At 40.4% G+C, this 23,080-nt stretch carries 22 protein-coding genes; 14 read left to right on the plus strand and 8 right to left on the minus strand.

Annotated features, from left to right (window positions below; translation table 11 throughout):
* Nucleotides 1-24 precede the first annotated feature (24 nt).
* Nucleotides 25-432: a hypothetical protein gene (locus AACZ87_RS00665; RefSeq protein ID WP_339863866.1), complete on the plus strand. Its 408-nt coding sequence runs from the start codon at nt 25-27 to the stop codon at nt 430-432.
* Between the two features lie 305 nt (nt 433-737).
* Here AACZ87_RS00665 and AACZ87_RS00670 read toward each other — a convergent pair whose 3' ends face one another.
* Nucleotides 738-1,355, minus strand: coding sequence for an HPP family protein (locus tag AACZ87_RS00670; RefSeq protein WP_339863868.1), 618 nt, complete (start codon nt 1,353-1,355; stop codon nt 738-740).
* 283 nt (nt 1,356-1,638) lie between these two features.
* Between AACZ87_RS00670 and AACZ87_RS00675 the strand changes: the two genes are divergently transcribed.
* Nucleotides 1,639-2,070 carry a hypothetical protein gene (locus AACZ87_RS00675; protein WP_339863870.1) on the plus strand — a complete coding sequence of 144 codons (432 nt, stop codon included), beginning with the start codon at nt 1,639-1,641 and terminating at the stop codon, nt 2,068-2,070.
* A 152-nt stretch (nt 2,071-2,222) separates the two neighbouring features.
* Here AACZ87_RS00675 and AACZ87_RS00680 read toward each other — a convergent pair whose 3' ends face one another.
* A complete protein-coding gene (locus AACZ87_RS00680) occupies nt 2,223-2,729 on the minus strand; it encodes a RidA family protein (RefSeq protein ID WP_339863871.1) in 507 nt (168 codons plus the stop codon).
* 78 nt (nt 2,730-2,807) lie between these two features.
* On the opposite strand from AACZ87_RS00680, the gene AACZ87_RS00685 reads away from it, so the two are divergent.
* Nucleotides 2,808-3,284, plus strand: a complete 477-nt coding sequence (locus AACZ87_RS00685; protein ID WP_339863873.1) for a GNAT family N-acetyltransferase — start codon at nt 2,808-2,810, stop codon at nt 3,282-3,284.
* A gap of 21 nt (nt 3,285-3,305) precedes the next feature.
* On the opposite strand, the gene AACZ87_RS00690 is transcribed toward AACZ87_RS00685, so the two are convergent.
* Both AACZ87_RS00690 and AACZ87_RS00695 read right to left on the minus strand, forming a co-directional pair.
* Nucleotides 3,306-4,229, minus strand: coding sequence for a DUF6089 family protein (locus AACZ87_RS00690; protein ID WP_339863875.1), 924 nt, complete (start codon nt 4,227-4,229; stop codon nt 3,306-3,308).
* A gap of 51 nt (nt 4,230-4,280) precedes the next feature.
* Nucleotides 4,281-5,183 carry a mechanosensitive ion channel domain-containing protein gene (locus tag AACZ87_RS00695; RefSeq protein ID WP_339863877.1) on the minus strand — a complete coding sequence of 301 codons (903 nt, stop codon included), beginning with the start codon at nt 5,181-5,183 and terminating at the stop codon, nt 4,281-4,283.
* 165 nt (nt 5,184-5,348) lie between these two features.
* On the opposite strand from AACZ87_RS00695, the gene AACZ87_RS00700 reads away from it, so the two are divergent.
* The 5 genes from AACZ87_RS00700 to AACZ87_RS00720 all read left to right on the plus strand — a co-directional run bounded on the left by AACZ87_RS00700 (nt 5,349) and on the right by AACZ87_RS00720 (nt 11,794).
* Entirely contained in the window at nt 5,349-6,890 is a 1,542-nt protein-coding gene (locus AACZ87_RS00700) for a bifunctional GNAT family N-acetyltransferase/carbon-nitrogen hydrolase family protein (RefSeq protein ID WP_339863879.1), read from the plus strand.
* Complete coding sequence (locus AACZ87_RS00705; protein WP_339863881.1) at nt 6,872-7,456, plus strand: HAD-IIIA family hydrolase; 585 nt, start codon at nt 6,872-6,874, stop codon at nt 7,454-7,456. Before AACZ87_RS00700 ends, AACZ87_RS00705 begins: the two co-directional genes overlap by 19 nt.
* The gene (gene kdsA / locus AACZ87_RS00710; RefSeq protein ID WP_339863882.1) at nt 7,443-8,291 is read left to right on the plus strand and encodes a 3-deoxy-8-phosphooctulonate synthase; all 849 of its coding nucleotides are present in this window, start codon (nt 7,443-7,445) and stop codon (nt 8,289-8,291) included. Before AACZ87_RS00705 ends, kdsA begins: the two co-directional genes overlap by 14 nt.
* A gap of 13 nt (nt 8,292-8,304) precedes the next feature.
* Complete coding sequence (locus tag AACZ87_RS00715) at nt 8,305-9,945, plus strand: L,D-transpeptidase family protein (protein ID WP_339863884.1); 1,641 nt, start codon at nt 8,305-8,307, stop codon at nt 9,943-9,945.
* Between the two features lie 190 nt (nt 9,946-10,135).
* Nucleotides 10,136-11,794, plus strand: a complete 1,659-nt coding sequence (locus AACZ87_RS00720) for a L,D-transpeptidase family protein (protein WP_339863886.1) — start codon at nt 10,136-10,138, stop codon at nt 11,792-11,794.
* On the opposite strand, the gene AACZ87_RS00725 is transcribed toward AACZ87_RS00720, so the two are convergent.
* Entirely contained in the window at nt 11,774-12,463 is a 690-nt protein-coding gene (locus tag AACZ87_RS00725) for a murein L,D-transpeptidase catalytic domain family protein (protein ID WP_339863887.1), read from the minus strand. The genes AACZ87_RS00720 and AACZ87_RS00725 overlap by 21 nt on opposite strands.
* Nucleotides 12,464-12,758: 295 nt before the next feature.
* Here AACZ87_RS00725 and AACZ87_RS00730 point away from each other — a divergent pair, with 295 nt between their 5' ends.
* Complete coding sequence (locus AACZ87_RS00730; RefSeq protein WP_339863888.1) at nt 12,759-13,169, plus strand: 6-carboxytetrahydropterin synthase; 411 nt, start codon at nt 12,759-12,761, stop codon at nt 13,167-13,169.
* Nucleotides 13,129-13,833, plus strand: coding sequence for a GTP cyclohydrolase I FolE (folE, locus tag AACZ87_RS00735; RefSeq protein WP_339863890.1), 705 nt, complete (start codon nt 13,129-13,131; stop codon nt 13,831-13,833). Before AACZ87_RS00730 ends, folE begins: the two co-directional genes overlap by 41 nt.
* Before the next feature lie 228 nt (nt 13,834-14,061).
* On the opposite strand, the gene AACZ87_RS00740 is transcribed toward folE, so the two are convergent.
* Nucleotides 14,062-14,550 (minus strand): hypothetical protein, encoded by a 489-nt coding sequence (locus tag AACZ87_RS00740; protein ID WP_339863892.1) that lies wholly within the window; start codon nt 14,548-14,550, stop codon nt 14,062-14,064.
* A 213-nt stretch (nt 14,551-14,763) separates the two neighbouring features.
* Between AACZ87_RS00740 and AACZ87_RS00745 the strand changes: the two genes are divergently transcribed.
* Together AACZ87_RS00745 and AACZ87_RS00750 are read left to right on the plus strand one after the other, a co-directional pair.
* The gene (locus tag AACZ87_RS00745; protein WP_339863894.1) at nt 14,764-15,900 is read left to right on the plus strand and encodes a hypothetical protein; all 1,137 of its coding nucleotides are present in this window, start codon (nt 14,764-14,766) and stop codon (nt 15,898-15,900) included.
* Between the two features lie 12 nt (nt 15,901-15,912).
* Nucleotides 15,913-16,914, plus strand: coding sequence for a phosphotriesterase (locus AACZ87_RS00750; protein WP_339863896.1), 1,002 nt, complete (start codon nt 15,913-15,915; stop codon nt 16,912-16,914).
* Between the two features lie 125 nt (nt 16,915-17,039).
* Here the strand turns inward: AACZ87_RS00750 and AACZ87_RS00755 are convergent, their stop codons facing one another.
* Both AACZ87_RS00755 and AACZ87_RS00760 read right to left on the minus strand, forming a co-directional pair.
* Complete coding sequence (locus AACZ87_RS00755) at nt 17,040-18,749, minus strand: M28 family peptidase (protein WP_339863898.1); 1,710 nt, start codon at nt 18,747-18,749, stop codon at nt 17,040-17,042.
* A gap of 51 nt (nt 18,750-18,800) precedes the next feature.
* The gene (locus AACZ87_RS00760; protein WP_339863900.1) at nt 18,801-19,403 is read right to left on the minus strand and encodes a hypothetical protein; all 603 of its coding nucleotides are present in this window, start codon (nt 19,401-19,403) and stop codon (nt 18,801-18,803) included.
* A gap of 340 nt (nt 19,404-19,743) precedes the next feature.
* On the opposite strand from AACZ87_RS00760, the gene guaA reads away from it, so the two are divergent.
* Both guaA and AACZ87_RS00770 read left to right on the plus strand, forming a co-directional pair.
* Nucleotides 19,744-21,273: a glutamine-hydrolyzing GMP synthase gene (gene guaA / locus AACZ87_RS00765; protein WP_339863902.1), complete on the plus strand. Its 1,530-nt coding sequence runs from the start codon at nt 19,744-19,746 to the stop codon at nt 21,271-21,273.
* A 156-nt stretch (nt 21,274-21,429) separates the two neighbouring features.
* Nucleotides 21,430-23,079, plus strand: coding sequence for an amino acid ABC transporter substrate-binding protein (locus tag AACZ87_RS00770; RefSeq protein ID WP_339863904.1), 1,650 nt, complete (start codon nt 21,430-21,432; stop codon nt 23,077-23,079).
* Nucleotide 23,080: the final 1 nt, after the last annotated feature.

The raw sequence follows: 23,080 nt of genomic DNA on the forward strand, positions 1-23,080 counted from the left end.
ACCTATCCAATGTGAAAATTTTTATTGATTCTAATGATGGTTTGTGGTGCAGGGATGTATGCACAAGCCCAAGTGCTGAAGCCTGGGGTAGGTCTGAATTTTACAGACTTCACTACTTATTCTAGTGATGCCAGTGCGAAGGCCGGTTGGCAGATTGGTGCAAGTATGGAGTTTGGTGACAAGTTGTATTTTGAAACTGGACTGTACTACGGATGCAAATCATTGGAATACTCAGATCCAAACAATGCTACTCAGGATGATTTCAATTCATCATCTTATAGAGTATTTGCTGGAGCAGGTGTAGATTTCTCTATTCTTTTTGTGGAGGCAGCCTATGAATGGTCAGTTACTGATTTGTCGGACGTGAGTACTATTGATGTTGGGAAGACAAGAGGGCTATTTGCTACTGCTGGATTGAGATTTAGGCTTTAGAGAAATCTCGACAAATCTATAAATTCAGGAGGATGGAAACATGCTCCTCTTTTTTGGAGGAAAATTTTGCTGAATCGATTGTTTCTTATAAACTATGGAAATTGGATAATGTTACTGCTGAAATAGGGGGATTGACTTTACAAGTAGATTTTGATTATCAGCAATGATGTCAGTCTCATTAGATTCTTTTCTTATCTGGTCGTCAGACCTATGACCAAGAATCGAAGCGGCCTCAATTCTTAAGTTTAGAATTTCCTACATTGCCTTTGCTACCTTAAGGGAGGTAAAGCGGATAAACATATGGATTATTTAGACTTTACCAGCTTTTTCCTCACATACCTTTTATTTCGTATCAACTTTAGTGTTCTCCTAAACGGGCGTTGAGAAGGGTATTTTCGATACGAAGTAATATTGTTGAAAATCAGTGCCACTACGAGCAAAATCAAAGAACCTGTCAGCACGGGTGAGATGACATACATATATCCTAAGGCCTTCACTTTCTCAGATCCAATGACTGCGATCAAGGCCGTGGCGCCACCAGGAGGATGTAAGGTCAGTGTCATTTGCATTGCGACAATTGATAATGCCACTGCAAGTGGTGCTGCTATCCAGAGGGTAGTTGGGAAAATTAGATTCACCGTGACTCCAACTATGGCTGATACCACATGCCCTCCGACGAGATTTCTGGGTTGAGCCAGTGGACTTCCAATCAAACCATACACCAGCACGCTGGATGCTCCAAATGAGCCAATCAGGAAAAGGTTTTCATACTCATTTAGGGTATTACTATGAAAAAGTGTAATTAATCCAATTCCCACAAAAGCCCCTAAGAAAGACCAAAAATGCTCCTTGGCATCTATTAAGGTTTCTTTGTAAAAAACGTATCGGGAAACTCGGATTCCCCGCTGGATATGCTTCTTCATGTGGATGAATTTCTAAAAATTGGTTTTCGGTAAAATTCGCCAAATCCACGCCAAATATCTCATAATCGTAAGATTTTGATAGGATTTTTGGCGAAAGTACTGTGAAAATGCTTTTGAACTTGTAGTTTTTACGGAATTTTTGTCGATTCTTTGATTTTCAGAAATTTCTAATTTTGGGATAATGCTTCATATTAAGAGGTGAAAAGCACAGATAACTTTTTGAATCGATGAGTCCGAATAGTTTTTTCTTTTTAAATTTATGGACACCATTAATTTTTAGTATATGAAGATATTTAGAGTTTTTACCTTAGTCTTTATGTTAGCTGCATTCTTTGCCATCAATGATGCTGAAGCGCAGCGAAGAGTTGCACCAAGAGCAGGAAATGCAGGTTCTTGGAGATTGTTGGGTTCAAAATCAGCGTCGCATTCAGCAGATCATGATGTAATTGTAGTTTCAGGTCCTGCTGATTACTACCGGAAATTGAAGTTCAAAGTGACCAATTCTCCGGTAAATATGAGCAGAATAATTGTTCGTTACGATGACGGAGGAAGGCCAGAAGAATTGCAGACTCGCTATGAAATTCCTAAAGACGGGGAAAGTAGGGTGATAGATCTAAAAGGTGGAAAAAGAAAATTGAAATCAGTGGAATTTTGGTATGACACCAAAGGTATCTTAAATGGCAAAGCTGAAGTGACGCTATTTGGGATGAAATAAGACGCCATGGCGGGACAGGCTGAAGCGGGCTCAATTCTTAAGTTTAACATATCCTACATTGCTTCGCCGCCATACTGGTAGTAAAGCGGCTATACATATAAGTAAACTAGAACGGGAAAGAATAGACATCTTTCCCGTTTTAGTTTGTAAGATTATTTTTCAAGCTCCACAATCACCTCGATCTCTACAGCCATGTTATTTGGCAGGGCGGCGACACCTACTGCAGAGCGCGCATGTTTTCCTTTTTCTCCAAAGATCTCAACCATAAGATCAGAAAAGCCATTAATTACTGCCGGTTGTTTATCGAATTTTGGGTCGGAATTGACCATTCCCAGAACTTTCACTAGTTGCTTCACCTTACCTAAGTCCCCTGTTGCAGCTTTTATCATCGCTATCACTTCCAAGCCAGTTTCCCGGGCTGCTTGATACCCTTCTTCAGTAGTGAGCTCTGCGCCCACTTTGCCAAAGACATCCGGGCCTGTTCCTGACAGGTACAAGAGATTACCTACTTGTTTCCATTTTACATAGTTTGCAATCGGAACTCCTACTTCAGGTAAGGTTAACCCGAGTTTTTGCAGATTTTGTTCTGGAGTTTGCGCATTTGCAAAATAGGCAAGAAAAATCAGTGGGGAGGCGAGGATAAATTTTCTGGTAATCATATGCGTTAAGTGTGGTTTTTGTGTTTCTAAGCTAAGTGATTCTTTTTACTTTTGGCTCGGCCAGCAAAAGATATGTCCATGCAAAAGATTGAAATTTTACCCTTCTCAACAGATTTAAGTCCATTTTTCAAATCTATCAACCAAGTATGGGTTGAGGAACTTTTTTCTATTGAGGCCTTCGATCAGGCTCAATTTGATTCTCCTGAGGAGACGATCATCAAGCCAGGAGGAACGATAATTTATGCTAAGCTAGGTGAAGAAATTGTGGGTACGGTAGGCTTATATAAGATCTCTGACGAGGAATTTGAATTGGTTAAAATGGGAGTGACTGCTTCTTCTCAGGGCAAAGGAGTAGGAATGATCCTTGGGCAGGCTATTTTAGAAAAAGCCAGGGAAATGGGAGCAAATAAAGTGGTGCTTTATACCCATTCCAAGCTTGCCCCTGCTCTAAGAATTTACGAGAAATTGGGTTTTAAAGAAGCACAACTTGAGCCGGGTAAATACTGCCGCTGCAACCTCAAAATGGAATTGGATCTAGAAACATCAAATTCCTAATCTCAAATTTGAAATTCAGGATTACCAGAATCTGAAAGCTTTTTCATTCACTCTGTTTCTGAAAAACAAGTTGTCCCAGATATCAGGTGAAAGGTAGATTTCAAGGCCAACATTCACCATCATATAACCATCGTATCTGTGTGTAAGTCCTGATCCACGACGGATTCTTCCATTGTTTCGTAGGATTTTGTCCACATCCGGAAGCCCGTTATCATCTAGGAAACTTGGGTTTCGAACAGCTAGTCTCAATCGGTCAGGATTATTCCCTGTGACATAATCATCCACCAAATCCAAATAAAACTCACTGATATTATAGGCGGAAATATCGTCCATGTAATCAGTCAGGGTGAATCTATAATTTCCTTCAACTATCAAATCCACATACACATTGAGCTTGTACTTAAGACCCAGACCCATGGGGAAAACGATGACATTCTGGTTGTAAGGATTATTTTCTAGCTGAAGTGGTCTGAGGTCTATCCATTCTCCGTCAAGCTCAGCTTCCGGATTATTAGTTGACATGCCTACACCTGCAAAAATGTATGGATTCCATAGACTTCTATGGATGTTAGGCACTTTAACTGGAAATAAGTAGTATTCCAGAATTCCAGTCATTTCTAAATTTGTCGTACGGAAACTTAGGTTTCTGGGAGTTCTATAAGCTCGAGGATCAGAAGGTGGATCTGAACCAGACATCTTATAATAGGTGAATTCTCCTCTAGCTCTGAGGTTAGTACCAAAGGTATAATGAAAAGCAATGTTTGCATTCCAATCAGGTTGAACTCCTTCGTTATATTTCCAAAATGAGTACAACTCTCCGAAATACTGAGTTACACCAGCACTTGCAGAAATAGAAAAAGGCTCTTCAAAACGGAATCGATAAAAACTCTGGGAGTAGGCCAGTGATGAGGTAAGAAAAAGTAAGATGAATAGTAATTTTTTCATAGATGGCCTTCCATGATTTCGTTCAAAACGCTATCACCGGTGAAAATTAGCCTAATTTTCTAACTTATCAAATCCAGATTTGAGATGAAGATCACGCTGAGGGAAAGGGATCTCTACACCTTGCTCACCAAATTTTTTGAAGATCGCATAATATAATTGGCTTTTCAGAACTTTTGGGCGATTGATATATTCAGAAGACCATACGCGAAGTGTAAAGTTGATGCTATTATCTCCATAGCTGTCAAAAAGTACGTCAGGAGCAGGAGTATTTAGAACCCCAACATTTTCTTTAGCGGCTTCGATAAGGATGCTTTTTATTTTTTCAGGGTCTTCTTTATAAGACACACCTACAGGGAAGTTGAACCGAATATTTCGATCATTGTGCGACCAGTTAATAACTGGGCTGTCAATAAACTGACTGTTTGGGACAATGATCGTAATGTTGTCATTTGTCACAATGGTGGTGGATCGAGCAGAAATTCTAATTACATCTCCCGTCACATCACCTACCTCGATGCGATCTCCCACTTTTATGGGTTGTTCAAAAAGGATGATTAGTCCAGAGATAAAGTTGTTGGTGATGTTTTGCAGACCAAAACCAATACCCACACCAAGTGCACCAGCTAGGATTCCAAAAGCACTTAAATCTACGCCGTTGGTTTGAAGAATAGAAAACACGCCAGCTAGCACAAGTACATATTTGACTATCATTCCGATAGATGCGCGAGTGCCGGAGTCGATTTGGTATCTGGTTAAGATTTTGTTTACCAGAAGTCTACGTATCCATTCGGTGATTATGAATAAAACAATGAACGATACGATCAAGGTGAGGACTAACCCTACTGTGAGCTTAGAATCTCCAAGGTTTACTAAGCTGTAGCTGAAAATATCCTGTATCCACTCAATAAATCCCTGAGCCTTCTCTTCCGCTACTTGTTTTATTTCATGTTGCATTTAGTTCTTCTTACTTTTCTGAATTTCTGATGCTAAAACTATTAAGATTTCTCTTTTAAGGTAGTACAATTCTTTTAAAACAAGGTATTCTATGGATTGTTCGGTTTCTTTTTGCTAGGGCAAACTCTGTGGGAATTTTTAATTGATTTTGGCTAATTTTGGATCATGAGTAAACAAAAAGAAGAATTAGAGCACCGTCTCAAATTAAGAAACATAAAACTCTCGGACTATGAGGATATCCGGGAAATAATGGTTTCCATATATAAAAACCAGGGTGGCGCTTGGACAAAAGAAGAACTCAAGAACCAACTCAAAGCCTTCCCAGAAGGGCAGATTGCGATAGAAGATAATGGCAAAGTAGTAGCCGCAGCGATGAGTCTGGTGGTCGACTACAATAAATTTGGGGACAATCACACCTACGATCAAATCACAGGTTTTGGGAAATTCGATACGCATGACATGGATGGCGACACCCTTTACGGAACTGACGTGTTTGTACATACAGATTATAGAGGTATGCGCCTTGGACGCCGACTGTATGATGTGCGGAAGGAGCTTTGCGAAAATCTAAACCTTCGATCGATTATTGCGGGAGGAAGAATCCCAGGCTATACCAATTATGCCGAGGAAATGACGCCTAGGAAATACATAGATCTGGTGAAAAATAAGGAGATTTTTGACTCAGTCTTGTCTTTCCAGCTGGCTAATGAATTTCACGTAAGAAAAGTTATTACCAAATATTTACCATCAGACACTGATTCGAGAGCCTATGCCACGCTTCTTGAATGGATTAATATTTACTACGAAAAAGACGAGAAGTTAATTGGTAACAAGAAGTCAATTGTACGACTTGGTTTGGTTCAATGGAAGATGCGTCGCTTCTCCAATGTGGACGATTTGATGCAGCAAGTAGAGTTTTTTGTGGATACTGTATCTGGGTACAAGTCCGATTTCTGCTTACTTCCGGAATTTTTTAATGCACCGCTATTGGCAGAATTCAATGATATGGATGCTTCTGAAGCGATCCGTAATTTGGCTGACTATACAGATGAGATTGTAAGTCGAATGAGTGATTTAGCCGTTTCTTATAATGTGAATATCGTTGCGGGTTCCATGCCAGAGTACGATGGCAAAAAGCTAAGAAACGTAAGTTACCTCTGTCGTAGAGATGGTACGCAGGATAAGCAATACAAGCTGCACATTACGCCTGATGAGGCTTCCTACTGGGGTCTTCAAGGTGGGAACGGAATCAATGTTTTTGATACCGATGCAGGTAGAATCGGGATTTTGATCTGCTATGATGTGGAATTCCCAGAATTGGGAAGAATCCTCGCTGAACAGGAAATGGACATTATGTTTGTTCCTTTTTGGACAGATACCAAGAATGCTTTCCTTCGGGTAAATACCTGCGCGAAGTCACGAGCCATAGAAAATGAATGTTATGTTGCTATCACAGGATCTGTGGGGAATCTACCAAAAGTAGAAAACATGGATATTCAATATTCACAGGCTGCGATTTATTCTCCTTCAGACTTTTCCTTTCCTCATGATGCGGTAGTGGCTATGGCCTCCGAAAATGAGGAAACGATTATTGTGGCGGATGTGGATTTGGATTTATTGACAAAGCAGCGGAAAGCGGGAAGTGTACGAAACCTAGAGCAGAGAAGGCTCGATCTTTATTCAATTCAATGGAAACAGAAAAAATAGTAGCTGCATACTTCGCTCACATTTCTGATGAAGTGTGGGAGAGAGCAGCCAAAATAAAATTAATCATCACGGACATCGATGGAGTGATGACAGACGGCGGAATTATCTACGATGATAATAAGCTGGAGTTTAAAAAGTTCAATGTAAAGGATGGCTTGATCGTCTATCATCTGCGGAAAAGCGGCCTGATGGTAGGTGCTATCACGGGCAGAGAATCTTACGTAGTGCAAAACCGCTGTGAAGAGCTTAAGTTTGACTTTCACTACCACGGTGTCAAGAATAAGGGCAAGAAGTTCAACGAGGTCTTGGAAACACTTGAGCTGCAGGCTGAGGAAGTCGCTTTCATAGGTGACGACCTGATTGATTTACCAATTTTATCTCGTGTAGGCTTGGCGGTAGTTTCTAGCGATGCAATGGAATACGTGAAGCCTATTGCGCACTATGTTTCTAGATTTAAAGGAGGAGAGGGCGTTTTTAGAGAAGTAGGAGATTTGCTTCTTCATGCCAACGAGCAACTAGTTCCATTAATTGATACTTTATCCCAAACTGAAAATGATAAGAAATAACCAACCTATGCGCATCACTGATTCGGTGATATTAGGTGAAGAAAAACCTGTTTTATTTGCTGGGCCTTGTGCTGTAGAAAGCTTCGATATTTGTCTGGAAATAGGAACAAAAGTAAAAGAATGGGCCGAGCAGCACGGATTCTCTTATGTGTTTAAAGCTTCATTTGACAAAGCAAATAGAACTTCATCTGGATCATTTCGAAGTATAGGGATGGATAAGTCGCTGGAGGTTTTACAACGAGTTGGGAATGCCTTAAACGTCCCTTTGGTGACAGATATCCATGAAAGCTATCAGGTGAAGGATGTGGCTGAAGTAGTGGATGTGCTTCAGATTCCAGCATTTCTTTGTCGGCAGACAGATTTGCTTTTGGCCGCAGGCGAAAGTGGGAAAGCGGTCAAAATCAAGCGTGGCCAATTTATGGCTCCTGAGGATATGCAGTATGCGGTGACCAAAGTGCGGTCAACTGGAAACGAGAATGTATGCCTCACCGAGAGAGGTTTTTCCCTAGGCTACCATAATTTGGTTGTGGACATGCGCGGACTTCCGATCATGCGTCAGTTTGCTCCGGTGGTTTTTGACATCACGCATTCCGTACAGCAGCCTGGAGGGCAGGGCGGAAGTAGCGGAGGACAGCGGGAATTTGCGCCGATTTTGGCGCGGGCTGCAGCGGCGACGGGTATAGATGGGTTTTTTATAGAAACTCACCCTGATCCGTCCAAAGCACTCAGCGATGGGCCAAATTTGATTCCCCTTCACAAAATGGGAGGCTTTCTGGAAATGCTGAAGGAAGCATGGACACTTGGTCGAAAGTATCAGGATTTTGAAGTTGAATAATCTTTCAAGCTATATGATCAAGAGATTTATACTCTTTTTGCTCCTGAGTACTACTCTGGGGCTTTTTTGTTTTGGGCAAAGCACGGATCTGCAGGATAACATACGAATCCGACTGGAGCTAGATCAGCCCGACGTTCCGCTTAATGTTCGTCAGCATGAGCTTTTTGCCAAAGGCGAAATTTATCAGTTCTACACCAATCGGTTGTTTAACCCTGTTTGGACAGAAAAAGGGGTGCTTACAGAGTTGGCTTATGAACTGCGCTTTGAAATTAATCAAAGCAAGTTTGATGGACTGAATCCACAGGATTATCACTTGGATTTGATAAATCAATTCTTTTTTCAATTTGAGACCAACAAAAAACAAGCTATCTCTAATGCCTTGGATGACTTAGCAGATGTTGATTTGCTGCTTTCTGACGCTTTTTTCCATTTGGCAGCACATCTGGAAGTAGGGAAAGTAGATCCAAAGAAGTTAGCTGGTGATTGGGAAATCACCACAAAGACTTCAAAAGTATCCTATCCTGACTTGCTGAAAGTAGCTGTGGAAAAGAAGCAAATCCGACAAGCCTTAGAGACGCTATATCCTACGATCACGGTATATAAAAAGGGGAGGGAAGTGATCCGGGCGATGGATGAAATCCGAAAGCAAGATACACTGAACTGGAAGTCGGTGAAAGTATCAAAAACCATCAAGGTAGGTGAAACTAATGGAGGGATTCCAAATTTGAGAGAGCGGCTTGCCTTTTGGAAGTACCTTGGTGTCTATTCATTTGAAGACGAAAAAGAATATGATTCGACCATGTTTGTGGCGGTTCAAAAATTCCAACAGAGAAATGGATTAGAGCCTGATGGAGCCTTGGGTAAAAATACAATTAATGCTCTCAATCAATCTCCAGCAGATTTGATAGATAAAGCGGCTGTGAATATGGAGCGATTGCGCTGGTTGCCGGATACGCTGCGTGGTGCAGAGATGATCTTGGTGAATATTGCTAACTATCAGTTGGATTACCTGAGCAACCGGGATACGCTATTTTCTACACGGGTGATCGTAGGTAAAAAATACCATGAGTCTCCAATTTTTTCATCGGCGATGAGTTACATCGTGTTTAGTCCTTATTGGAATCTTCCAACTTCCATTGTGCGAAATGAAGTGATGCCTGCTGTGCGCAAAAACCCGAATTACCTTACTCAGAAAAATATGGAAGTAGTCACCTTTTCAGGCAAAGCTGTAGATCCTGCAACTGTGAATTGGAATGGGAAATCTATTCCTTACATGGTAAGGCAGAAGCCAGGTGCTACTAATTCCTTGGGACTAGTGAAATTTATGTTTCCAAATGAGCACAGTGTTTACATTCACGATACGCCTGCCAGAAGTCTTTTTACAAGAGAAGATCGCGCCCTAAGTCATGGTTGCATTCGATTACAAGATCCCGCATCTTTTGCGGCGTTATTGCTAAAAGGAGATAAGACGTGGACGCCAGAAAAGATCAATACAGCGATGCATCAAAATCACGAACAGATTGTTACTCTTGACAGAAAGATCCCTGTGGTTTTGCTTTACCTGACGTTCTGGGCTGATTCTAAGGGTCAAGGTCATTTCCGACAGGATATCTACGACCGGGATGCTGAGGTTTTGGAAGCACTTCGAAATTAATTCAGGTGATTTGCCCCAACTTGGGTAATAACAGTCTCAGTGATCAGTCTCCTTAGATTTGACTTCATAGTTTGAAATTTTCTTAAAGGTTTGAAAATGAATTAGAAAGGTTTAAATCTGGGGCTATTATCGGTTGAGATATTTAAGCGTACGAACTTTGACTAATAAGAGGCTGTACAATACGCCTTTTATGAACAAGAAAATATTTATCCCCATCGCTGCAGTTGTTTTCCTTGCTGTAGGTCTCGTCTGGTTTTTTAACCAAAGAAGATCTGATATCACTGACGAGCTTGAGCAGTATTTTACATCTGGAGAAGCTGGAGTTTTAGCTGAATCAGATTATGCGGTTTCCATTGAAGAGTTTTATACTGATCGAGAATATATGGAAGTATGGCTCTTCAACGGTTCCCTTTCAAAAAACGGAGAAGAGTTATTAGAGCAAATAGAGGATTCCAAGTACGATGGCTTGCAACCTGAAGATTACCATCTAGAACGGATTTATGCGTTATCATCCAATCCTGAAAAGGAGAATAAGAAATTCAGAAATTTATCTTCAGGTGAGAAAATTAGCCTTGAATTATTACTTACCGATGCCTTTTTTCGCCTAGCTCATGATTTGGAAAATGGGAAAGTAAATCCTTCCTCACTTGATCCAAACTGGAAGTTTGAGGAGAAGGAGACGGAAAATAGCTACTTAGAAATGCTTAAGGAAGTAGCTGGAGGAAGTTCTGTGGAGAAGACTTTTGAAAGACTTTACCCAAATTCAGAATTATATGCGCTGGGAAAGGAAGCAATCAAGGATCTTTATAAGATCAGAAATAATGATACTTTGGCTTGGGAGTTTCAACCTGTGGAGGGAGCTGTAGAAGTAGGGGAGCAGCATTCAGCTATTCCAACTCTGAGGAAAAGATTGATCTTTTGGGGTTTTTTGGAGCCATACGAAACAGAGGATGCTACCCTGTTTGACTCTACTATGTTTGCGGGTCTGCAGAAGTATCAGAAATCTAATGGGATGAATCCTGATGGTGTGATTGGTTCCCTAGTCGCAGAATCATTAAACAACAGTCCCCAAAATCTAATAGACATTGCTTCTATTAACATGGAGCGTCTGCGCTGGATGCCTAAAATGGATTGGGATCAGGAGATGGTACTAGTGAATATTGCCAACTATCAGTTGGACTATATGAAAAAACAGGATACGGCTTTTACGGCAAAAGTGATTGTTGGAAAAGAGTACAATGAGTCACCAACTTTCACAGCACCGATGAGTTACATCGTTTTTAGCCCATATTGGAATATCCCGGAGTCTATTACCAATGACGAGATTATACCGTCTGTAAAGAAGAATCCGAATTACCTATCTCAGAAAAATATGGAAGTAGTAGACGGAAATGGCGCTGTAGTGAAAGCTTCCCAAGTCAACTTGGCCAAAGAAACGGGATATAGAGTGAGACAAAAGCCAGGAGGAGACAATTCCTTAGGTTTGGTGAAATTTATGTTTCCTAACGATTACAATATTTACATCCACGATACGCCTGCGAGAAGCCTTTTTGAAAGAGAAACAAGAGCCTTAAGTCATGGATGTATTCGAATTCAGAATCCGGACCAATTCGCAAAAATCTTATTGAATGACAACTCTTGGGATGATGAAAAAATCCAAGCTGCCATGCATCAGGAAACGGAGGAAGTAGTGAAATTGGAAAGAGAAATCCCAGTCGTGCTAGTCTATATGACTTTCTGGGCGGATAAAGATGGGAAAGCTAATTTCAGATCTGACGTCTACGAAAGAGATCAGGCGCTTTTGAAAGCATTGAGGAATACGAAAAAATCAAGCCTTGATCAGGCTTGATTTTGATAAGTAATTGTCGTCTTTTCCGAAGATAAAAAGTAGAGAACCGTCTTTGATCAGATCAATTGCTTGTGTAGAAAGTTCGCTTGGAAGTGCTGGACAACCTAAACTTCTACCTAATCTACCGACAGATTTAGCGAATTCTTCTTTGGCATAATCAGCACCATGAATGACAATTGCGCGGTTCCGTGCTTGATCATTGAACCCTTTTTCCAAGCCATCCAAACGAAGTGAATAGCCATGTTTGCCAGAATAGGTTTCTGCAGTTTTATAAAAACCCAAACTGCTTTTGAATGATTCAGGCACATTTGAGAAGGTTTTTGCCATCAAGTCTCCAGAATTTCTTCCGTGAGAAACTACAGAATTCAGTAGAATTTCTCCGTTTTCAGGATCAATAATCCACATTCGCTTTTCGGTGGATGGAAGGCTAAAATCAATAACCGTAAGGACTTTTGACTTTAAATTGTCCTTCATTTTGTTCCAACCTTGGATAGCTAAATTGAAAACTTCTTTGGAAGGTAAAACTCCATTTTTTGCCTGTAGTGCATCGTAAGTCACAGAGACTGGATCGATGGAGGTTAGGATGTTTGATGAGTTTTCTTTGAAATCTGGATTGGGGAAAATTCCTATGAATAATAGGAAGGTAATCGCAAGAGTTTGTGAAAGCATAAGCATTTGGGTGATTTTGCAAATTTAGGAGGATATCCTGTGAGTTCAAACGAACTTGAAGTCAGTCTCTTATGATTTAGGTCATAAAAGTTGTGAAATTTCTCCGGGAACCACTGGGTGACTTTCTCGGTTCTTGGGGTGATGAGAAGGGAGTCTGATTTTGGTACAAATTATTATTCTGTAATTTTGCGTTCCCAAAATTATTTCACTGTCATTCAGGATACTCCAAGTATACTAACAGACATAACGAAAAATAATTCAAACAAAACCAGAAAAGCGGCTGTTTCAACATTCCATGAAAGTATCAGTATTTAGAAAAGAACATTTCAACGCGGCACATCGCCTTCACAATCCTGAGTGGTCAGATGAACAAAATCAAGCCGTGTTTGGAAAGTGTAATAATCCCCATTTTCATGGTCACAATTATGAATTGGTCGTAAAACTAAGAGGGGAAATCGACCCCAGAACTGGTTACGTATATGATATGAAAGTGCTTAGCGACCTGATAAAGGAGCATGTGCTGAGAAAATTAGATCACAAAAATTTAAATCTTGATACCGATGAATTCAAAGAACTTAACCCTACCGCTGAAAACATTGCAGTGGTTATTTGGAATATTTTAAGGGAAAAAATTGATCGAAAATTCGAGTTAACGATTCGACTTTATGAAACAGAAAGAAACTTTGTTGAATACGATGGGAATTAATATAACCCGTGCATCTGCTGAAGATATAGGAGATGAGCATGTAGGAACTTCCCTAGAAACTCCTCTTCGTGAGGATGCTTTCGAAATGGATGATGAGCTGAAAATTGAGTTGATTGAGAAACATTTCAGGGAGATTATGCATATCATGGGGCTTGACCTTACTGACGATAGCCTTAAGGGCACCCCGCATCGTGTGGCAAAAATGTATGTAAAGGAGGTATTCTCTGGGTTGAATCCTGCCAACAAGCCTGTCGCAAAGCTTTTTGAAAATAAATACAAGTACAATGAGATGTTGGTAGAAAAGAATATCACTTTCTTTTCTCACTGCGAACACCACTTTGTGCCGATCCATGGCAAAGCCCACGTCGCTTACATTTCTAATGGTTCAGTGATCGGATTATCAAAAATCAATCGAATAGTTCAATATTTCTCACAGCGCCCGCAGGTTCAGGAGCGCCTGACTATGCAGATTGGGAATGAGTTGGTAGAAGCTTTAGGGACGGACGATGTAGCGGTAATCATGGACGCAGATCACATGTGCGTAAGCTCAAGAGGGGTGAAAGACACAACAAGTTCTACACTTACCTCGTTCTACTCAGGTAAGTTTGAAAAAGACGAACAAACTCGAAATGAATTTCTGAAGTATATCAGTTTAGAGAGATAATTTTGAAATACTAAACCAACATTGAAACCGGGCTGAGAGGCTCGGTTTTTTTATGTCTCTTTTCGTGTCACAAGAATGGAGTTGAAGGATTTTAACTACTAAGGACACTCAGGGAGACGCAGAGATCGCGGAGTATGTTATTATACTTCTTTAAAAGGTGGATTGCGTTTGATTTAAATGGTGTTTTATGAGTGTTCCTCAGCAAACTTTGCTTGAAATATCCTGCTTTTATTGAGCCATCTCAAGATTTTGATGTCCGTGACTCACCCGTTTAAATGAGTTAATCAACATATAGTAGTAAATAATACTAGAGGCAACCATCAGAATCAAATCGAAAAGACCCTCAGAATAGGGGGTTGAGTTTGGGTTGAAGCCTAAAGCTCCAAAAGTGACGCCAATTGGAATTGCGATAATGAGGCAAAAAACAAATAGCCGAATACCTGTCACAAAGGACAGCGCGAGAAATCTTTTGAAAAAATCCTTACTATCTCCTGATTCATTCATATCAAAGGCTTTTTTAGAGCCAATCACCGTTATTGTGATCGTGAATAAAACCTGAAATAAAATCATCGCAATGGTTGAGGAATCATTGCCCGCCATAAAGGGTACGATTGAATACAGAACCAAGTTCCCAAGTAAATAATTGAAGATTACCTTATCTGAGATCTCCCCATTTCTAAGGCCTCGTTCTAATTCATGGATGTCAAACCAAATCATAACATAAAATTTAAAGTGATCATTTGTCTCTTTTAAAAAGCAGTAATAATCTGTGTGGCAGCTATTAACTTTCACTAAATTAATACTTTCGTCAAAATGAACTAGTGAATTGGGATGTTTTATTAGCCATTTCAATAAATTAAGGTTTCCAAATTCACTTTTCTACTTTGAACCTCCGGATCTCATACCTATCTTATTAGGAAATTGAAAATCATGAAGAACTTTAAATTCGCACTTCTTTTCGTTGGCTTGATAGCATGCGGTGAAAAAACGGATGAAACACAATCAGATGCCTATATTCCCGAGCTGGTGATTACCGATAGTTTGGTGATTGATAACCTCACCCAACTGGCTTTTATAGATGTCAAAGAGGATCATTCTGAATATTTATTCTATGATTTTAAGACTAGTGAGTTTTTTAGAATAGGAAAATCTGGAGAAATAATCCTTAAGGCTAATCGAAGTGAAGATGGAAAGGATAGTTTCAGGTCAAGGTATTTCACCACTGCTCATTATATGAAAAATAACCGAATTTTAGTGTTGACACACGCTCTGGCATCCATTTATGATCTTGATTTTAACCTGATAGAATCAAAAAAAGTTGATTTTGAACTAGTAACTAGAAATATTGGTGGAAGTCGAGCGGCCCTTACTTCCAATGAATATCTGTACACTTTCTCCCTTGATACCAATGGTGATGTTCAAGCAATATTTGGATCTGAAGAATTCAGTATTGCTTATCCTTTTATGACCGTTCGGGATATAAATTCACTGGATACACTACACAGCAGTTTTATACCAAAAGAAACTCAAATGGCAGCAAATCCTGGACTATACAATAATTTAGACCCTATAGTTAAAATAGTGGAGGACGAGATGTATGTTCTTTTCCCAAATTCACCTGAAATGTATGTGTATGATTTTCCTGAATTGCAGTTGAAAACTTCGTGGGATTTGAATCCTGGAGACTCTTACAAGCAAATAGTCCCCAACCATGATCCATCCTCTCTTGATGGGTTTTTTAACTCCCTAGGGAGTTCAGAATACAAAAGCTTTAGCTTTTCAAATGGCTACCTTTTAACAGTTTTTGAAGGAGCAGCCCCTCAGGATGAAATAGACGCACTGCCAAATAGGACCGTAGGAAGTCCTGAGTTCAATGAATTAAGTGATAAATACAAGTCAAAATACCATTACCAGATTTTCAAGGGTCAAGACAAGCTTTGGCAAGGAGACTTGAATGTCAACCTTTGGTCAGTTCGTGATGTGCTTTATTCCAGTGCCAAGCCTGGTGAAGATCCCGATGAAGTGGAAAAGGACGTACAGACCATTTATTTTTATGAGTTGAGATAAGTAGCTTTAAGAATGAAAAAGGTCTTAATCTACTCTTTGCTAATCATCTTTTCCAGTGTTTCTTGTTCTAGCCCTGAGTCAAAATCATTTTATATCAATTCCGTCTCTGGCTCAATTCCCATCGATTCCATGGGTTTGACTTTAATACATGAGCATATGCTGGTGGATTTTATAGGAGCTGATTCTGTGTCTAAGGAACGATATGATCAAGATGAGGTCATTGCCAAAGTTTTGCCATTTTTGATGGAGGTGAAAAAGTATGGAGTAAAAACGATTTTTGACTGTACGCCTTCCTATCTGGCCAAAGACCCAGTCTTACTGAAAAAGCTCAGTGAGCAATCTGGTATTCAACTCATCACAAATACTGGACTTTATGGAACACAAAAGGGAAAGTTTTTGCCTGATTATGCTTTCAAAGAAACAGCTGAAGAGTTGTCAGAGAGATGGATTACAGAATACGAGAATGGGATAGAAGGAACTGGCATCAAGCCTGGATTTATTAAAATCTCTGTTAACGAGGATAATCCTTTGGGTGAAATGGATGCAAAGCTGGTCAGAGCAGCTGGCCTGACTTATGAGAAAACCGGTTTGAAAATCTATTCCCACACTGGGACTTGGAAAACAGCAAAGCAGGAAGTTGAGATTCTTCAGAAAATGGCTGTTGAGCCTTCAGCTTTTGTTTGGGTACATGCGCAGGCGGAGCAGAATTTTCAGAACTATCTAGAAGCAGCCAAACTTGGAGTTTGGATCAGTTTGGATGGAATAGGTTGGAGTGTGGATGAATATGTGGATCGTTTATTTTTCGCAAAGGAAAATGGTTTTTTGGTAAATGTCCTGATTTCCCATGACGCAGGTTGGTACGATCCCGCCAAGCCAAATGGGGGAGATTTTGTGCCTTTTACTAATATCTTCGAAAAGCTAATGCCAGCGTTGAATGACAAAGGCTTCGATGAAACAGATTGGAAAATGCTTTTGGAAGAAAATCCGCAACGTGCCCTTGGAAATGGTCAATGATCAATGATCAATTGTCAAATTCAAGGATCAACAAACAAATCCATTAAACTAGAACAAAAGAGAGTCTAGTGCATTTAGAAGATGAAACAAGAAGCGTTGCGACGCTGCGTCGCCGCGTGCCTCTACTACAGCTGTGGAACATGCGCTTTGATTCCTTCTTTTGCCAGTACTATTCTTCTCAAAGTTTTTTCATCATCTGCAGGAACTAGGTCCTTGATAGAATCCAAAGCCTTCGCATAATAATCCGCCCAGGTGTCGAGGATTTTTTGTTCATCTTCTTTGGGCCCACCTTCAGCAATAGCTTTTTTGCTAAGCTGAACTTCTGTCATTATTCGTATTTGCGCTTTTGCTGCGATCATAGCTATCATATGATCTACAGTTTTCGCATCTGCATTCAATAAGGTATAAGCCGACACCAATGCCGCTGTACCTACATTGACCATGGTTTTTTGGGAGACTTTATCCAAGCGATCATTGTCTGTGTGGTAAAATTGATCTGTAAAATGCCAAAGCAACAGCCCAGGAATATCTGCCTGAAGGAAAGGAGTATGGTCAGATCCGCCTTCGAAAGGATTGGTTTTTACTACCCAATCAGCATATTCACCTTGAGCTTCGAAGTTGGTCAGGATAAAGTCATTCAAATAATGAGGTTTCATGTCTTCGACTTTCAATGGTCTGCCACCCCATTCGCTGTGTTTATCCTCTCCACGAGTCCAAATGGCACTTGGGTCAGGCATTTTCTCGATTAGGAAAGTTCCGCCAGTGACGTCTGTATTTTCTCCCACCATATCCAAGGAAATTCCCCAGTTGATCTCAGCATCCCTTTTATCTTTTTCTTCAATATATCTTCTCGTCGAAATTATCTCATCTCCCCACAGAAAAGTCAAGGTACGCTTCAGGTCAAGCTTTCCTTTTTGAATCAAATCTGCAGTAATTTTTGCCATTTCCAGTTGAGTTCCCACTCCGGTGGCATTATCATTTGCTCCAGGCTCTTGGATGTGTGCGGAGAAAACCAGGCTTTCTAAAGGGAATTCAGATCCTTTTACATTAGCCACAACGGTGAGTTCTTTCGATTCATAAATCTTCGTTTCTGCTTTCACCAGCACTTCGACTATGCCTTTTGCCAACTCAGATTTCAGTTTTTCTTTGGCTTCGAAAGAAAGTGCGATCGCCCAAGCGGGGTTTTTCTCATCGTATCTTAATCCTCGAAATTGGATGGAAGTAGTGTTTTTCTCAGGTTGCAAATAACCAGGCATATCATAAGTCAATACCCCTAGTGCTCCTTTCTCAGTCAGAGAAGACTGCATGGTTCTGTAGCTAACCTGATCTGAAAAGAGGATTTTTCCTTCTACTTCAAGAGTAGCAAGTGCTTCCTTGCTTTCAACATAAATCACTTCTCCGGTAATCCCTTCCACAGGAGTGGAGGAGGAGTACATATAAATCATGTTTCGGTTGGTCTCCGAGGAAAGTAAGGTTTCGTTGGAATCAACTATTTTCAAGGAAGCAGAAACTGGCTCCCAAGTTGGCTGACGCATCTCCCTGGTTTCTATTCTGTAGGTAAAACGATCTGAGTCCTTCGCTTTTTCCTCCAAAACATATCCAGACGCTTCGAGATTCTCAGCAATTCGATTTACCGTATTGTTAAAACCGGTATTTCCTGCTACTCTCCAATATTGCTCCACGAAGGCAACGGTCTCATAAGCTAAGTCGCCTTTGAATTCTGGTCTTACCAACTTAAAGTAAGGATCGGTAACTTTCTGAAGCGGAGCGTTTTGAGCAAAAGAACTTATGCTTAGAACGATGAGAAGAAGGGAAAAGGAAGTTTTTAGATACATATTGGAAAGTTGAATTCGATCGCTTGAAGGTCGCAAGATAGCCGTTTAGAGTTATTTCTTCCCGACTTTAAATCTCATTTTATATGTAGCATTAAGGTACCAGGGAATAGAGTTGTCCGCTCCAAACGCAGAGATGCTGACCGCATTTTTTCGGTTAGGGTTCTTAGAGTTCCACTCAGCTTCTAATTCTATTATTAAGCCAATTCTCTGGTATTTGTTGACTATGTAGTTTGAGACCGGTTGCCCCGAATAAAAAGAACGGATAAAGGATCCTCCTCCAAGCTGTAAGGAAGGGCCAGCTGAAAAAGCCAAATTGAATCCAGAAGGTCTTTGAATAATATCGTATTTGAGAGATGGGGTAATGAAAATTCCGGAAGATTGCTCATTGTTCTTGCCGTTTGAGTATTCAGGCAGTATTTTTTCATTGTAACTGCCCAGTGATTGATAAAATGAGAGACCAGCATTGAATGATGTTCTTTTGCCAAGCCTTACATTGAGTTCATTGGAGAAGTTAATCCCATAAAGATCATTCATCCCGTCAATGGATGAACCTAAACCAACTGTGTATTGAAGTTTGGGCTTAACCTGTGCATGAGAAATTATAGGTGCGAGAGCGAAGATTAAAAGGATCAGAAGCAGTCGATGTGTTTTCATGTGTTTAGAATTTATGTTTTAAAGGTTTTAATAGTTGATTTATCGAATTACTACTAATCTTTTTTAATACTAAACTTACTTTAGTTTAATTAACTAAAAGGTTGTTAAAAATCTATATATCAGTATTATGGAGGCTCAAAAACAATGAATGTCCAACCCTGAATTTTGAATAATGAAGTGGGTTCACTTTCCAACTTTCTAACCTTCCAACCTTACCACTTTCCAACATCTAACCCAAATCTTCCAATTTTCCAATTTTCAAATCCCTTCCAGCCAAACATTATTCTGTAAATTTTACAAGAACACTTCCTCAATTTAACTGACCTGCTTACCTTTGCGCATGGCAGAACAAATCTTGATCCTCGATTTCGGTTCTCAGTACACACAACTCATCGCCCGAAGAGTTAGAGAGCTGAATGTTTATTGCGAAATCCACCCTTATAACAATGTTCCAGAAATCACATCCGACATAAAGGGAGTGATACTTTCAGGTTCTCCTTGCTCGGTAAGAGATGAGGGATCTCCTGATTTGGACTTAGATATTTTGAGAGGCAAACTTCCTCTATTGGGCGTATGTTACGGTTCACAGCTTTTGGCTCAGAAATATGGGGGAGAAGTACTTCCATCTGAGATCAGAGAGTATGGCCGAGCAAACTTGAGTCACATCGATACGCATTATGACCTGCTCAAGGAAATGAGCCATGGATCGCAAGTTTGGATGTCTCATGGAGATACGATCAAGAATTTGCCTGATACTTTTGATGTAATCGCAAGCACAGATTCGGTTCGTGTGGCTGCATTCAAAATTCAAAATGAAGAAACTTACGGAATCCAGTTTCACCCTGAAGTAACTCATTCTACCGAAGGGAAGAATCTACTTAGAAATTTCGTTGTAGGAATTTGTGGATGTTCTCAGGACTGGACTTCTGATGTCTTTATCGATGCGAGCATTGCTGATTTGAAGGCAAAGATCGGTTCAGATAAAGTGGTAATGGGTCTTTCGGGAGGCGTTGATTCTTCTGTAGCTGCTACCTTGATTCACCGTGCGATTGGCGATCAGCTGATTTGCGTTTTTGTAGACAATGGCTTGCTTCGCAAAAATGAATTCGAAGAGGTTTTGGATTCATACAAGCACATGGGATTGAATGTGATTGGCGTAGATGCTAAGCAAAAGTTCTATGATGCACTTGCTGGCGTAACTGATCCAGAAGCAAAGAGAAAGGCGATCGGAAATGCATTCATCGAGGTTTTCGACGAAGAATCAAATAAATTGGAAGGCGTAAAATGGCTTGGGCAAGGAACGATCTATCCGGACGTGATAGAGTCGATTTCTGTCAAAGGACCTTCTGCTACTATCAAATCTCACCATAATGTGGGAGGTTTGCCGGATTTCATGAAGTTGTCCGTTGTTGAACCTTTAAATACACTTTTCAAAGATGAGGTTCGTGAAGTTGGACGTGCGCTGGAGATTGTGGAAACTATCATTGGGCGTCATCCTTTCCCGGGACCGGGGCTTGGAATCCGTATTTTGGGAGATGTGACTGCTGAGAAGGTAAAGACCCTTCAGGAAGTTGATCATATTTTTATCAAAGGATTGAAAGATCACGGGCTTTATGATAATGTTTGGCAGGCTGGCGCAATGTTGCTACCTATTCAGTCAGTGGGCGTGATGGGAGATGAGCGAACGTATGAGAAAGTTGTGGCGCTCAGAGCTGTGGGTTCTGTGGATGGCATGACCGCCGATTGGATCCATCTTCCTTACGAGTTTTTAGGCAAGATTTCCAATGACATCATCAATAAAGTTAAAGGTGTAAACAGAGTTGTTTACGATATATCTTCCAAGCCACCTGCAACTATTGAGTGGGAATAGGAGGTAGAAATTTAGATTTCAAATTTGAAATTGTAAAAACCCGGAGCATTGTCTTCGGGTTTTTACTTTTCAAGGCTTTTCGGCCTGAACTTTGGGTTTGAAAATAATGGGTTAAATTTGCAACCCATGTTTTGATGTTTGATTCACCTCAATAAAATGAAAAAATTTCTTTTAGTAATTCCGGTATTTTTCATCCTGAGCTTAGCATTTGCTCAAATCCCTACACCGGATGCTTATCGCAAGGCCCAGTCCGAACTTGCAGCCAAAAATTACTGGGAAGCTATCCCTCTTTTCAAACAGTTCACAGATCCCAAAGAATACGGAAATCTGGCAAATTATGCCGCATTTCACCTTGGCGAAGCGGCATTAGGAGCGAATCAACCTGCACAGGCAGTAGCAGCTCTGGAGCCTGTAGTGTCTGGAAATTGGGCAAAATCAGAAGAAGCAAAATACCTACTATCCGTAGCTTATTTTAAAAATCAGCAGAATATAGAGGCCTTGCAGCTGATCAAAAAGATCAAAGACGATCAGATCGTGAAGATGGCTGAGAATGCTACTTTTGAGAACCTCAAGCAAGTCAGTGCAAGTTTTATGATTGCACATCTTTCAGAATTTAAGGAGAATAAAGGCTATGGGGAAGCTCTCAAGCGGGTTTTGGAAAGTCAAAGCATTCTTTCAGCTACGGAGCGAAATGCTTATTATGAATTGCAGGGGAAAGCAAATGAGAGCACAAATGTGGTGAAGGATCAGGTATTGGATATTGTAGTGATATTACCTTTCACCAATTCTTCCCGCACCAATTTATCGAGCATTCCGCAAAACGATTTTGTTTTTGAATTATACCAAGGATTGGAATATGGAGTCGAGCAATTAAAGCTAAAGGGTACTCAGGTCAATATGTTGACTTTTGACTCAAAAAGGGATGTTGCTCATCTGCAAAACTTACTCGCTGATCCGGCTATTGCGTCAGCAGATATTATTATCGGTCCCATTTATCAGGAAGAAGCAGATTTGGTAAGCAGTTTTGCTGAAACTTCCAGGATACCTTTTGTTCATCCTTTGTCAAATCTGGGTGAGAGATTTGAAGAATTGAACTTCAGTTATTTATTCCGTCCTTCCGTGAGTTCCATCGCTGATGGGATTGTTGAAGGTTTGAGAAAGCAGAATTGGGGCAAAAGAGTTGCAGTGGGATACAGCGGTAGTTCCCGTGATGAGATGCTTGCGAAAATGTTGCAAAATCAACTAGGTAGAGCTGGCTTCCAATTGGTGAAATTTGAACAAATCAATTCAAGAAATACAAGTGATTTTTTGCAGTCACTGGGAATCCGTGGAGGGCAGTCGACAATGTCAGTGGATCAGGTGATTTTGCTTTCTGATGATCCTTCCATCGCTCAACCGGCATTTTCGTTGATGGAATCCATCACCGCATCTATCCCCACCTTGGTGATGGATTCCTGGTTGGGTTTCAACTTTGCAAATTACGAGATGTTGGAATTCCCAAATTTCTATTTCATAGGTAATAATACGCTGAATTTCTATAGTGAACCTATGCAGCAATTCCGCAATAAATTTTATAATAAGTACCTGAATTTCCCGAGTATGAACACCGCTATCGGCGCCGAGCTGATCAACTGGGTGTCATCCAATCTATCTGATAGCAAAGGTTTTGATTTGAGAAGAAATTTGGATCAGAATGCCTTCCAAGCTGGTAGGTTGACTTGGGGATATAATTTCCAGGGAAGTCATAATAATCAATATGTGCCTCTGTTTAAATTGGAAGCAGGCGAATTGAAACCTTTAGATTAAG

This window comes from uncultured Algoriphagus sp. (assembly GCF_963974365.1).
Lineage (GTDB): Bacteria > Bacteroidota > Bacteroidia > Cytophagales > Cyclobacteriaceae > Algoriphagus.

Bases quoted from the DNA above. Each gene is read 5' to 3' on its own strand.
- AACZ87_RS00695 (WP_339863877.1), bottom strand. From the start codon at position 5,183: ATGCAACATGAAATAAAACAAGTAGCGGAAGAGAAGGCTCAGGGATTT.
- AACZ87_RS00750 (WP_339863896.1), top strand. From the start codon at position 15,913: ATGAAAAAGGTCTTAATCTACTCTTTGCTAATCATCTTTTCCAGTGTT.
- AACZ87_RS00720 (WP_339863886.1), top strand. From the start codon at position 10,136: ATGAACAAGAAAATATTTATCCCCATCGCTGCAGTTGTTTTCCTTGCT.
- guaA (WP_339863902.1), top strand. From the start codon at position 19,744: ATGGCAGAACAAATCTTGATCCTCGATTTCGGTTCTCAGTACACACAA.
- AACZ87_RS00680 (WP_339863871.1), bottom strand. From the start codon at position 2,729: ATGATTACCAGAAAATTTATCCTCGCCTCCCCACTGATTTTTCTTGCC.
- AACZ87_RS00675 (WP_339863870.1), top strand. From the start codon at position 1,639: ATGAAGATATTTAGAGTTTTTACCTTAGTCTTTATGTTAGCTGCATTC.
- AACZ87_RS00755 (WP_339863898.1), bottom strand. From the start codon at position 18,749: ATGTATCTAAAAACTTCCTTTTCCCTTCTTCTCATCGTTCTAAGCATA.
- AACZ87_RS00715 (WP_339863884.1), top strand. From the start codon at position 8,305: ATGATCAAGAGATTTATACTCTTTTTGCTCCTGAGTACTACTCTGGGG.
- folE (WP_339863890.1), top strand. From the start codon at position 13,129: ATGAAACAGAAAGAAACTTTGTTGAATACGATGGGAATTAATATAACC.
- AACZ87_RS00730 (WP_339863888.1), top strand. From the start codon at position 12,759: ATGAAAGTATCAGTATTTAGAAAAGAACATTTCAACGCGGCACATCGC.
- AACZ87_RS00760 (WP_339863900.1), bottom strand. From the start codon at position 19,403: ATGAAAACACATCGACTGCTTCTGATCCTTTTAATCTTCGCTCTCGCA.
- AACZ87_RS00740 (WP_339863892.1), bottom strand. From the start codon at position 14,550: ATGATTTGGTTTGACATCCATGAATTAGAACGAGGCCTTAGAAATGGG.
- AACZ87_RS00745 (WP_339863894.1), top strand. From the start codon at position 14,764: ATGAAGAACTTTAAATTCGCACTTCTTTTCGTTGGCTTGATAGCATGC.
- AACZ87_RS00690 (WP_339863875.1), bottom strand. From the start codon at position 4,229: ATGAAAAAATTACTATTCATCTTACTTTTTCTTACCTCATCACTGGCC.
- AACZ87_RS00685 (WP_339863873.1), top strand. From the start codon at position 2,808: ATGCAAAAGATTGAAATTTTACCCTTCTCAACAGATTTAAGTCCATTT.
- AACZ87_RS00670 (WP_339863868.1), bottom strand. From the start codon at position 1,355: ATGAAGAAGCATATCCAGCGGGGAATCCGAGTTTCCCGATACGTTTTT.
- AACZ87_RS00725 (WP_339863887.1), bottom strand. From the start codon at position 12,463: ATGCTTTCACAAACTCTTGCGATTACCTTCCTATTATTCATAGGAATT.
- AACZ87_RS00705 (WP_339863881.1), top strand. From the start codon at position 6,872: ATGGAAACAGAAAAAATAGTAGCTGCATACTTCGCTCACATTTCTGAT.
- AACZ87_RS00770 (WP_339863904.1), top strand. From the start codon at position 21,430: ATGAAAAAATTTCTTTTAGTAATTCCGGTATTTTTCATCCTGAGCTTA.
- AACZ87_RS00700 (WP_339863879.1), top strand. From the start codon at position 5,349: ATGAGTAAACAAAAAGAAGAATTAGAGCACCGTCTCAAATTAAGAAAC.
- kdsA (WP_339863882.1), top strand. From the start codon at position 7,443: ATGATAAGAAATAACCAACCTATGCGCATCACTGATTCGGTGATATTA.